Origin of the sequence: Lacrimispora amygdalina (assembly GCF_900205965.1) — a bacterium.
Lineage (GTDB): Bacteria > Bacillota > Clostridia > Lachnospirales > Lachnospiraceae > Lacrimispora > Lacrimispora amygdalina_A.
In genome coordinates this window covers 16,949-29,631 of sequence record NZ_OAOF01000007.1, presented here as the reverse complement: position 1 = coordinate 29,631, position 12,683 = coordinate 16,949, and the positions used below count along the sequence as shown (strand labels likewise).

Genomic DNA, 12,683 nt, shown 5'->3' with positions numbered 1-12,683 from the left:
CCCTTTAATGCCGCCGTGTAAGTATCATAAAAAAACCTCAATCTTAAACAAGAGCTCCACCGCCATCTACGACTATGAACTGGCCCTGAACATAACTGGAACTATCACTGGAAAGATAGAGAACCGTACCATTTAATTCCCCCTTTTTTCCTGGACGTCCTGCAGGATTCAATGTATTATACTGTTTGAGAAAGTTTTCTGACTTAAATAAAGTTTCACTCGTCATTTCACTTTCAAAAAGAGCCGGTCCAATGGCATTTACAGTGATACCATATTTAGCATAAGAAGCTGCCATACCTCTTGTTAAGCCAACCACTGCAGCTTTGGAGGAATTATAGGAATGTCTGATAAATACATCAAACTTATCTGCAACAACTGCATTAACGGAAGCAATATTAATAATTTTACCATAGCCTCTTTCCTTCATCTGTGGAAGTACATATTTGCTTGCTAAAAAGATTCCCTTCACATTCGTATCAAAGGATTTATCCCATTCTTCCACTGACATGCTGTCTACACCGCCACGAACAGCAATTCCTGCATTATTTAACAAAATGTCAATGTGCCCAAAGGTATCAAGTACTGATTGCATTGCTGTTTTTACACTTTCCTCATTCGTAACATCGCAGCCAACAGCGACTGCCTTTCTGCCTTTTTTTTCAATTTCTGCTTTTACTTCGTTTAACTTTTCAATACGTCTTGCCAGTAATGCCACGTCTGCTCCTGCTTTTGCATAAGCTAGTGCCGCATCTGCACCAAGCCCTGAACTTGCTCCTGTAACTACAGCTACTTTTCCAGTTAAGTCTAAAAAATTTTCCATATTTATATTCATCCTTTCTTTTTTAAATCGAGACTTCAAATAATGTTCCTAAAATCGAATTAGTTACGACGGCCTGTTTCCACAAATTCCGTACGGTCATATCATCCGGTCAACAAATATGGATTCACATCATTCGATTTTAATTCTGACTAAATTAAGTTTATGTACTAACAAACTTTTCTATGAATAAGCACCGCCTATTCTCCCCTAGAGGCGCTTCAAAATAGCACCTCCTGTTATTTCTCAAAAAATAGGATATAAAGTAAATAAATCGAATTATTATCTCTCAAGATTTGATAAGAACACATCTAATGATTTTATAATATCTATATCCATGCGATCTGCAAGCACAAGAATCCACCATATACATTCACTTAGTTTATGTTCTAATTGCGATATTTCATCACCCGAAACTGGCCAACGCTTTTGCTTAGCCATTGTCAACCGCCCGACAATCCCTGCATCTGTTAAAAAAGCAAGTGCATCCTCTTCTATTGTCCATTCACTGCCGTGGTATTGGTTCTCCAATTCATGATAATTGCTTCTTATTCTTTTAGAACGAACAATTACATCACTTAAAAGCATTTCTTTCTCTTTCATAATACCAACCTTTCTAAAAAACTATCCTTATAGTATTTTAATTAATTTCAATATAATTCTCTCACAACATAATGTTCAGCGGAAGCAACTGGAATTAAAACTCATCTTCTATAATATACTCATATAATCCACCAATTTCATTTCCTGGAAAATAGCTGTCCACCCGTATTAAACCTCTTAAAGCTTCTTGACAGTAAAATCTACGATCCCTAAGCTAAAAAGTACCAGAATATGCTGAATTTCAGAGCTTTCATGGTATAATAATCCTATGGAAAAGACTACTATTACTAAGGATGAACTGAATAATCTCTCTAAAAATATGATTGTTATGTTTTGACGGAATGCTTCCCTGCATGAAGGATTAATACAACGCCGAACACCTCTTTGATAAATAACATATTGGTTGATGCAATTGATACTCTAAGTGATAAGGAGCATCCGTTGATCCACACAGACAGTTTCAGTTTAGTGAAAGGAGATAGTAAAATGCAATATAAGTTATATACAGATGTGCATGAGTTTTATAAAGATACATATGACGTTCTAATGCGTGATGAGGCGCAAAATATGATTCTTCTAGGCAATATTATAATTGGTAATGAAGGCAAAGATAAAACAGATTGGCGAGATTCTGCAAAATGGGTAATGGCAACTGTTTCTGATGTTAACGGTATTTGCCTTATTGCTTTAATGACGCCTCCACATAATATCACACTTTATTCAACTGAAAATATAATTAATCATCAAGCTATAAATTGTTTAATAGATGGATTGGATGGATACAATATTCCAGGTGTGACAACCGAAAAAGGACTAGCGAACATATTTGCTAAAGAATATACGGCTCAAAAGGGATTAACATTTAAGACAACAATGAGTCAGAGAATATATGAGCTTACTGCCGTAAACCCTGATATTGAGAAATTTGGAGTTGTTCGATTATTGGAAGAAAAAGATATGCATTTTTTCCCTTATTGGATGGAAGCGTTTAATGCGGCAGCTGTATATGGAAATACTGAAATGTCTATTCCACATGATGCTAACGCGTATCATTACAGATTATCTACAAAGAAACTTTATGTTTTAGAAATTGATGGGTCACCTGTTTCTATGGCAGGATTTACGAGAGAGATGCAAACAGCTATCGGTGTAGCATTTGTATATACGCCTCCATATTATCGTGGCAAAGGATATGCCTCATCATGTGTGGCACAATTAAGTCAAATAGCATTAGATAAAGGTTTTACTAAATGTGTATTATACACGGATTTGTTGAATCCAACATCCAATAGTATATATCAAAAAATCGGATATAAACCGATTTGTGATTCGCTTATGCTAAAATATGAGTAGTCTTGGAATAAGGATATCTCTTAATATTCCCAGAGATTGCAATGGGGCGTTTGAACCCAAAATCGCCGTTACTCCCAGAATTAATCGAAAAGGCTTCGCCGGCTAAAAATGGCCTGCCGTAACTGTGAAATCACACAACCCACTTCTAATCAGGCTGTTACCCCTATTTATGATCTTCCAGCTGAGTGATAACTTACAGCTGTGCTCTGTCTATAAAAAAAGGCACCGAAATTTTTCATTCCGATGCCTTAGGATTTTTCTCTATGAAATGTCCAAACAAAATAAAGCAATTAGTATAATTAGAGTGCCTCATATAAGAAAACTTATCTACCACTTTTTCTACATGATTATTTAATTAAGAACTACTGCACCACATTCTTTGCTGCCCTTAAAAGGGCTTAATCGGAGCTTCCTGTACCAAATTTGAACCAGTTCAGGTTGAATAAGTATCCGCTTCCTCCCGTAAATTTCAGATATAAGTCATGCTTTCCGCTCACCCCACTAACATTGCACGTTGCAGCCGCCCAGGTCTGCCAACCCCCGGTCCCGGCAACCGGACAAGTCCCTATCAAAGTCCCGGTAAGACTATCCAGCCTTATCTCAATATTCCCTCCGCTGGTGGCACTGGCGACTCTGGCCTGAAAGCTTGCAGCACCACTGCCGAAATCAATATTGCTGTAAACTGCATAATCTCCGTTTTCGATATATCCGACATTCTCCCCACCTTCCGTACAGCTTTCGGTTTGAACTCCCGATTGGTTATTGTAACTCTCCGCTTCGATCTGAGTAAAGGCTGATATTGGGTCAGGAGTTGGCAGAACACCCCCCGGAATCTAATGCGGCACCATCAAACGGAATGACAATAACCTTACTGCCATGACTGTCATTGCCCAAGTCCTGGTCTTTTGCAACGTCTATCGCCGCAAGTGTCATTGCAACCACATGTCCATTCTCCATATACACATTGGGTCGTTCTAATTTATTCCAATGATTGACCGCACCATTTGAATAGCGGATAAAATTCGCTGTCGGGTCATAGGCGTATCCCGGTTCTAATTTCCAGTTGCTGATACCATCTTGGGAAGTGATGTGATACGCCTTACGTGTGTCCCACTTATTGACAATAATATGATAAAGGCCACCACTATACCACATAACAGGATCTTCCATATTGACTGTCGGACAACCGGGAATCTTCGCATAAATATTGGTTCCCTGAATGGTGTAAGGTCCAAGGACATTATCAGCAATACCAATTACCCCATCTCTTTCAATCAACCCATAACGTCCATCCGGGCGAAGCATAATGTAAACATTGGACGCTGTATATTTGGATGAGTAAGCATTTGGAGTAATCGATACACTACCCAGCTTTGACCAAGGGCCATCCAGTGAATTGGAGACAAAAATGTCAGCCGGCCGTCTGGTTTCACTCACGAGGATTGCATACCGCCCGTCTTTTAGTTGCAGCGGAACCACGTTGTGACCTTTACCGCCCTGATCGTTGGGCCAGCACATACCCTTGTCCGTATAAGGTCCATACAAATTGGAGCTCGTCGCATGAACAGCCACAGAGCCAAACCACCCGTTGTGACCGGCAGATTGATTCCACCGGCTGGCAAACATATGATACGTGCCATCCGGCCCCTTAATGATTCCTCCATCCCAATAAGCATACTTCGACATGGTCCTGTCTTCCAAACCGTTGGATTGATCACGAGGGCCCACTGCCGCAGCGCCCCAACAGGACGACGATAGGGAATCGATTATCGGTGTGGTTTTAAAATAATCAATATACGATGAAGCAGCATGTACTACATTGAAAGATGCCAATGATAAAACTAATCCAATAATAAATACTGATTTTTTCTTCATAATCCACAATTACCTCCTTATTTGAATTTAACGGTATTGTTATAAACAACTTTAGAGCGCACGTCTTTAAAGCAAACAAGGTAATTTTGTAATAGAATGTACATATTAAGGCATAGTCTGTTCATCCACACTTCCACCGGTAAACTTGAACCAGTTAAGGTTGAATAAATATCCGCTTCCTCCTGTAAATTTCAGGTATAAGTCATGTTTTCCGCTTACTCCGTTAACACTGCACATTACATCAGCCCAAGTCTGCCAGCCTCCGGTTCCGGCAACCGGACAAGTCCCTGCTAAAGGACCGGTAAGACTATCCAGCCTGATCTCAATGTTTCCTCCGCTGGCGGAACTGGCGACTCTGGCCTGAAAGCTTTCTGCACCATTGCCAAAATCGATATTGTTGTAAACTGCATAATCCCCATTTTCGATATACCCGACATTCTCCCCTCCTTCGCTGCAGCTTTCGGTTTGGATTCCAGACTGGGTGTTGTAGCTTTCCGCTTCTATCTGTGAAAAAGCCGATCTCTGGCCAGGAGTTACACCTGTGCCGGTGAACTTCCACCAGTTGAAGTTAAATAGAGAACCGCTTCCGCCGGTAAATTTTAAGTATAGGTCATGTACTCCTGTTGCACCGCTTACATTACAGGACTTAGTTATCCAGGTCTGCCAGCCTCCGGTACTTGAAACAGCACAGGTTCCCACCAGTTTCCCTGTCTCGCTGTCAAGGCGGAGTTCAATATTCCCGCCGTTAGTTGCCGAAGCTACTCTTGCATCAAAAGATGCCGCACCGGAACCAAAATCTACACCTTTTACTTTTATCCAGTCCCCGTTTTCGATATAACATACATCCATTCCGCCTTCACTGCATTTTTCTGTCTCAACACCGGATTCCCAGCAAATTGTTTCAGCTTCAGTTTTGACATATGGGTCTAGATTACTAAGCTGGTCCGGACCATTTTTGGTTATTGGAATACTGGGAATTGTGCCATCTGCATTGTATTTGAATTGTTCCAAGCCAACAGAACGATGGTAGCTTCCGCCTCCCGGTAAAGTACCGGTATGGTAAAAGAGGTAGGAGTTTCCCTTATAATCCATTACTCCCGGATGGTTTGTATAGCTGTTTTGCGAACCCATAATAGTTCCCCTGGAGGTCCATGGCCCGGTAGGACTGTTGCTGGTCGCATAGGAGATATTTTCGGATCCTCCGGTCATACCCGCGTATACCATGTAAAATAAATTATTACGCTTGTAGAACCACGGACCTTCGATAAAACTCGCTGGTTTTGGAGATACCTGGACAATACCGCCTGAGTATGAAATCATATCCTGATTCAACTTCACATAATAGAGGTTACCGTTCCCCCAGTAGAGATACGCCTGTCCGTTGTCGTCAATGAATACGGTAGGGTCGATATCCTGCGCCCCGTTATTGGTGATTAAGGGTTTCCCGAGAGGATCGGTGAACGGCCCGGTCGGGCTGTCTGATACTGCTACACCGATTACCCTTGCGCCCCCGGCGTTTTTCCGGGTCATCGGACCGTAGAAATAAAACTTCCCGTTCCTATTAATAACCTGGCCGGCCCATGCATCGCCTTGCGCCCAACTGAATGTTTTGTAAGACAACGGTGATCCATGATCCGTCCAGTTTTGCATGTCGGTGGAGGAATAGCATCTCCAGTCATTCATGGTATAAAAATTATTGACGATGGTGTCCTCGTCATGAGTGGTATACAAATAGCAAGTCCCGTTATAGACCATCGGGGCAGGATCCGCAGTATAATTCGTTTGTACGATCGGATTGTCTGCATAACACTCTGTTGACTGAAATAGGGAAATAGCCAACAGGAAAACTACAACTCTACATACTTTTTTCATAGATTTACCTCCAATCAATAGGTTAATTTCCGCCCTCGTTACAAGTTTCGGTCTGGATTCCAGACTGGTTATCGTAACTCTCTGCTTCGATCTGTGCAAATGACGATTTCTGGATGCTATAATCCGTAAATCCTTTCGCGCACGCCATTTGTGAAAAATTCCACAGACTTGGTTTCCAAACAGTCCAATCGTGACCTCTTCCTGGAATTTGATAATAGGTGCAAGGAATATTATTGCTCTTACAAAAATTAGCTATGCCATTACTGTAAGATAAATTATCATTGGTTCCAATGCAAAGAAACAATAGCTTCATCTGCTGACGGGTAGCTGCAGGATCTGGAAACAACTTGCTGGTGGGATAGGCAACAGGTCCGCCGCCTGAAAAACCTCCGACATAGGCGAATTTGTTCATATTTGTACACCCAATATTATATGATTGTGGACCACCATACGAGAGACCGGCAATTGCTCTGTGAAGGCGGTCAGTATAAACGGAATAGTGTGAATCGATGTATGGGATAAGGCTGTTGAGTATATCACCCGGAAGCTTACCATCAGATATTGACGATGTATTAGCATTTGGTGTTACAATGATAAACGGCTGAATATTGCCATCGGCAATAAGGTTGTCCATAATAACATTGGCTGCACCTCCGCCTGTAAACCAATCACCTTCACTCCCGCCGTAACCGTGCAATAAATACAGGACGCTGTATTTGTTGTTTGTTGAATATCCTGGTGGCAGGTAAATTCTCGCCTTCCTATGGCTTTTTGTTGCTGATGATTGATAAGTAATACTGTTGATCTGTCCGTGTGGAATGTTGTTCTTTGCTTGGTCATATCCTGCCGGCGGCATGGTTGGGAGCGCTTGCGCCGCCATTGAGTTTACAGGCATTGCTAAAAGTACTGCAAGAGTGAAAAAAGCCGGTACTGTTTTCCTGACAATTTCATTCATTAAGGGTTTTAGTCTCATTTTCATTTCCCCTTTCCTTTATATTGCCGGTATCCCAAACGGGATACACGGCAACATGATTAGAGTACACTATCTTCCCCCGGTAAATTGGAACCAGTTTATATTGAATAAGTAACCGCTCCCGCCGGTAAATTTCAAGTATACATTATGCGTCCCGCTTGCTCCGCTGACACTGCAGGTTCTGGTAGCCCACGTCTGCCAGCCGCCAGTCCCAGTGATAGAACAAGTGCCTACTAAAGGACCAGTAAGACTGTCCAGCCTGATCTCAATATTCCCTCCACTGGTGCCGCTGGCCACTCTGGCCTGGAAGCTTGCCGCTCCGGCGCCGAAATTGATATTGTTGTATACGGCATAATCACCATTTTCAATATACCCAATGTTCTGTCCTCCTTCACTGCAGGTTTCCGATTGAATACCCGATTGGCTGCTGAAACTTTCCGCTTCAATCTGTGAAGGCGATCCGCTTACCCGGAGCAGTGCCGACGATTCACCCATCTTCATGCCTTGTGAATTTACTACACACAACCGGTACGTACCGGCGGCGGCTGGGGCGGTAATCGATGTGGCCGTTCCTTCCGCTTTCGTCATTGTAGATCCCTCGACAAAACTGGTTGTTCCGGCCGGGGCAAACCATACCGTATTTGAAGAATTCCCGCTGCTCCTTATACTCATGCCAGTTCCGGCTGCAGCAGCACAACTTGCAGGGAACACATAATCCGGTGCTGAAAGCAGGTTCGCCGGGATAATATCCCTGTATGCTTCCTGGATTCCCGAATTCAAACAGGTGGTATACTGTGTCAAAGGCCATACGTTATCCGGTACGACAACCGGGGGATCAATTTTACTGTTTGGAGGATTAACGCCCATTTTACTTACGGTAGCATAGGTCCGCAGTATGGTTAAATCGTGTTTTTGTCCAAAATCCTCACAGTTGATGGTATACTTTACCCCCGGATCAATATCCAGTACGTTGTCATTTTCATTGATATAGGCAGTTCCTTCATCATTATGCAAACCATAGGTCGGACCGGAGGTTGCAGGAGGAATTCCCCTGACATAGTTCTGGTTAATGTTCGTGCCCGGCATCTGTCCGATGGTATAGATGGCTCCGCTGTCATGAAGCCTGGTTAAGGTATTAATAATCCGGTTATTACTTACTGTGTTGTTTTTACAGGTAGTGGAGTCAGTGAAATTACACCATCCCCATCCTAAATGGATTCCATTGTATGCTGTTGATTGAACATGGTTATTCGTTATTTTGATGGTATCCACAAAGTAAGCCGTGATGGCGGCACATCCACCAAATCCGTGAGACGTGCTTATGTTGTACAACAAATTATTATTGATGGTGTTATTCTTACAAACCCCTTCTACGCCGGGAGCATATTTTGCATGGTTTCCACCATCTCCGATATAAACATGCTGCGGATGCCCTACCGTGATGCCGCTGGATGTGATGTCCGTGATGTAGTTGCCCATAAGACTGGAATTTATAACATCGTTTACCATGGAAATTCCATCATTGCCGCTATGCTTCACTGTATTTCTTATAAAGTTGATGGAATCGCTGCTGCTTACGTTGATCATTCCCGGCAATGTATCAACAAGATCATACTTGGTGTTGTGCCAATTGTCGTTATAAAAAGCGATAAATGCCTGTGCCGCCTGACATGTGGATTTACCGTGTGATCCTGCAACATTCACAAGGCTGTAATCCGTATTTTCAAAAGTAATGCCCTGGAAGGTGATATTCCTGACCCTGTTAGTCGTTGATGTTCCTGCGATGTCGATCAGCTTCTCTACAACAGGAGCCTCTACATCGGCAGTGGCCATATTCTCACCTGGACGGATATAGTAATAAAGCGTTTTTGCCGTCTTGTCAAAATAAAATTGTCCAGGAGAATTTAAGAATTCGTAGGCATTATATATCGTATGGGTACCGGAAGCGCTAAAGGCTGCACCCCACCCCGGAGTCTGTGCTATCGCACCATAAGGCTGCTGTAAAAGAAGCACTCTGTTACTGCCGGATGTAATGACATCCCTGGTACAAACTATATTTTCATTCCAGGTAGTACCGTTTACGATCTCAAGGTCATCTTTGTTTCTGGCAATTGCCGGTACATCCGATGTATTATACTGAACCCCGTCACTCTTACTGCCGCTTGTCCATGCCCAACCAGCCTGTCCTGCAGTTACGGAATAAGTCCCGTACCCTCCGCGGGCTGTTACGGTTTTGCTGGTCATCGAAGCCCTCTGGTCATTCACATAAAGGTTTCTCAATTTGGTCGAACGATTGAGCGCAGCCTTATAAATATTGCCACTATGCTGAGTCCAGCCTGTAACTTTTGTTGCACCGTTCAGGATAGGCGTTTCATCCGGGTATGCCTGGTAATAGATCCTGTATCCGTTTGTCCCCGAATCCTGTGGTCCGAAAGTAACGGTACTGGTGATACTGTAGTTTCCGCCCCGCAAATAAATATAGATATCTCCGGTCATATTGCTGTTGATCATGCGGACAGCGTCCCGCGCCTTTGCAATTGTTTGGAAGGGTGCTGTTAGCGTTCCTGGGTTGCTGTCGCTTCCTGTCGGCGAAACATAATAGGTTGCCTGAGTCGCAGCGGATGCAGCTATCGGAAAGACAGTAAAAGTAAATATGCTGCATAATACAGTTATCAAAGAGAGAATTAATAAAACACTTCTTTTGGATGCCTTCTTTTTTAGCATACCCGTTTCCTCCTGATTTTTTAAAACGTATCTTTATAGTATATGAGGTAACTTCAAAATTGTGCCCAACAAGTACTTTTTAAAGACGGTAAAATCATAGGTTTTACATGCCAACTCACCAGCCAAGGGCCTGAATCATTTTTTCAGCATATCGCTTGCCCAGGGTAACTGATGAATCATGACTAAAATGGAGACGGTATTGTGTATCGCCAGGGTCTACTACCAGACCACTTGCAGAGACTACATAGCAATTTGGAATCAGGGATGGAAGTTGGTTTACCAACTTATTGTGACCTGCACAAGGACCGCTGTAAAGCAGTTCACCGGGGAGGAAAGGAACATTCCCCAGGTTTAAATCTTTTCTAAGGTCTTCCACCAGAGTTTTTACCTTGCCGGGCCAACTGGGGTCGCCGCTGTTGGATTCGCCCTGGTGGAAAATAATGCCTTCAATAACGCCTCCATTTTGCTGTGCAAGTCTTGCACGGTTAATGATCCAATTATATTTGGTGCCTCCCGACTTCATAAATGTCTCGATTCTTTCACCGCTGATCGCGCAGGGTATCAGTCCGATGGTATCACCCGCCGGGACTTTCTGAATCATGGTCTTGCCAAACCAGTCTCCAGGGCCGATAGCATTAAGCCAGGAAGCATGAAGAGGTGGACATGCCACATCCCACTTATTGGTTACCCGTCCAAGTGCAGCATTATTATCATACCCCAATACCAACACGCGGGGGTCTTCCACTCTATCAGACGCTTGCGCCAACGCATAACCTGCCATATTGGATTGACCTAATAACAGAAAACAGTGGAATTTAGCAGCATTTGGTGTTGGAGTTGTTGTCGGTACGGGTGTCTGTGCAGGCGTAGGGGTGAGACTTGGTCCGTTTACAACCCCTAGGATTTCCATGCTGTATGGCGTCGTAAATTTAAACCAGTTGAGGTTGAACAGGTATCCGCTTGCGCCTGTAAATTTCAGATAAACGTCATGTTTTCCGCTTGCCCCGCTGACACTGCAATTTACATCGGTCCAAGTCTGCCAACCACCGGTTCCTGCAACCGGACAAGTCCCAATTAAAGTGCCGTTAATACTATCCAGCCTGATCTCAATATTACCACCACTGGTGGCGCTGGCTACTCTGGCCTGGAAGCCTGCCGCACCGGTGCCGAAATCGATATTGCTGTAACTAACATAATCGCCATTCTCGATATACCCGACATTCTCCCCACCTTCGGTACATGTTTCGGTTTGGACTCCCTGCTGGTTTTCGAAACTTTCCGCTTCAATCTGTGTAAAGGCCGATATGGGGTCAGGGGTTGGTGTTGGCGTGGTCTGATCTGTAAATCCTGCTGCGCATGCCATCTGGGCAAAATTCCACAGACTTGGCTTCCACACGCTCCAATCATGGCCTTTACCTTGGAGAAGCCATTCGGTGTAGCGAATATTATTGGATTTGCAATAATCTCTTACCCTATTGTTATTGGATATAAGTCCATCTGCGGTTCCGCAGGAGAGAAACAGCAGTTTTGAATTCGCCTTAACCTTAGTCCCGCCGTCAGGAAACAGCTGGTTAACCTGTTTGGTGATGGGCGAGGAGGAAAAGCCACCGATATAGGGGAACTTATCCACGTTGGGCAACCCGATATTCAGCGATTGGGCGCCACCCTGTGAAAGGCCGGCAATCGCCCGGTGCTGGGCATCAGTATAAACGGAATAGTGTGATTCGATATAGGGTATAAGAGAATTCATCAAATCTTTTGTGAAATTCTCCCAACCATCCCTTACTCCCGCTCCAGTAGCATTTCCGTTTGGTAATACAAGGATAAATGGTTGAATTTTACCAGCTGCAATGAGATTGTCAAGGATGACATTGGGTGCGCCGCTGTTGTACCACTCGTCTTCATTCCCGCCAATGCCATGCAATAAATACATGACGCTGTATTTGTTGTTTGTTGAATACCCTGGAGGCAGGTAAATTCTCGCCCTCCGCTGGCCGTTTGTCGCCGCGGACTGATAAGTAATATAGCTGACCTGACCATGTTGTATATTGCTCTTGACCTGGTCATAGCCTGACGGTGGAGAGGTTGGAAGCGTTTCCGCCGCCACTGAACATACAGGTATTGCGAAAAGTACTGCAAGAAGTACAGCGAGTATAAAAAATGTTCGTCTCAATTTCCTGCTTATTTCTTTCATTAAGGTTTTTGATTCCATTTTTATTTCTCCTTTCTTTTTTTTGTTATTTAACAGAAACTTACCTTTAGATTAAATTCATCGTTACGTCACCATATTAACCTCCTTCCTTTTTAGTATGTACACTGCACTCTTATTGCTTATCTTTAAGTTTTCACTGCCCCCCTTTCACTACCTTATTGTTTATTATAAAATAAACTTATCTTTAAACCGCCGATATCCCGAAGGGGGAGATGCACGGCAGTATGATAGAGTATGCGATCAATTATCACCCA

Annotated in this window: 9 protein-coding genes; 1 reads left to right on the top strand and 8 read right to left on the bottom strand. The window is 43.4% G+C overall.

Going from position 1 to position 12,683, the window contains the following annotated elements; all coding sequences use genetic code 11:
• Nucleotides 1–43: 43 nt before the first annotated feature.
• Together CRO04_RS11235 and CRO04_RS11230 are read right to left on the bottom strand one after the other, a co-directional pair.
• A complete protein-coding gene (locus CRO04_RS11235) occupies nucleotides 44–820 on the bottom strand; it encodes an SDR family NAD(P)-dependent oxidoreductase (protein ID WP_097004337.1) in 777 nt (258 codons plus the stop codon).
• A gap of 279 nt (nucleotides 821–1,099) precedes the next feature.
• Nucleotides 1,100–1,420 (bottom strand): MazG-like protein, encoded by a 321-nt coding sequence (locus CRO04_RS11230; protein ID WP_097004336.1) that lies wholly within the window; start codon nucleotides 1,418–1,420, stop codon nucleotides 1,100–1,102.
• 486 nt (nucleotides 1,421–1,906) lie between these two features.
• Here CRO04_RS11230 and CRO04_RS11225 point away from each other — a divergent pair, with 486 nt between their 5' ends.
• A complete protein-coding gene (locus tag CRO04_RS11225; protein ID WP_097004335.1) occupies nucleotides 1,907–2,773 on the top strand; it encodes a GNAT family N-acetyltransferase in 867 nt (288 codons plus the stop codon).
• A 398-nt stretch (nucleotides 2,774–3,171) separates the two neighbouring features.
• On the opposite strand, the gene CRO04_RS27445 is transcribed toward CRO04_RS11225, so the two are convergent.
• From CRO04_RS27445 to CRO04_RS11200, 6 genes are all read right to left on the bottom strand, one after another.
• Nucleotides 3,172–3,555 carry a carbohydrate-binding protein gene (locus CRO04_RS27445; protein WP_420323210.1) on the bottom strand — a complete coding sequence of 128 codons (384 nt, stop codon included), beginning with the start codon at nucleotides 3,553–3,555 and terminating at the stop codon, nucleotides 3,172–3,174.
• 22 nt (nucleotides 3,556–3,577) lie between these two features.
• Nucleotides 3,578–4,648, bottom strand: coding sequence for a glycoside hydrolase family protein (locus tag CRO04_RS11220; protein WP_099458945.1), 1,071 nt, complete (start codon nucleotides 4,646–4,648; stop codon nucleotides 3,578–3,580).
• A gap of 105 nt (nucleotides 4,649–4,753) precedes the next feature.
• Entirely contained in the window at nucleotides 4,754–6,520 is a 1,767-nt protein-coding gene (locus CRO04_RS11215) for a glycoside hydrolase family 43 protein (protein ID WP_097004334.1), read from the bottom strand.
• A gap of 22 nt (nucleotides 6,521–6,542) precedes the next feature.
• Nucleotides 6,543–7,499, bottom strand: coding sequence for an alpha/beta hydrolase (locus CRO04_RS11210; RefSeq protein ID WP_242974434.1), 957 nt, complete (start codon nucleotides 7,497–7,499; stop codon nucleotides 6,543–6,545).
• 63 nt (nucleotides 7,500–7,562) lie between these two features.
• Entirely contained in the window at nucleotides 7,563–10,217 is a 2,655-nt protein-coding gene (locus tag CRO04_RS11205) for a carbohydrate-binding protein (RefSeq protein WP_242974432.1), read from the bottom strand.
• A gap of 115 nt (nucleotides 10,218–10,332) precedes the next feature.
• Nucleotides 10,333–12,429, bottom strand: coding sequence for a sialate O-acetylesterase (locus CRO04_RS11200; RefSeq protein ID WP_242974431.1), 2,097 nt, complete (start codon nucleotides 12,427–12,429; stop codon nucleotides 10,333–10,335).
• Between the last annotated feature and the right edge of the window lie 254 nt (nucleotides 12,430–12,683).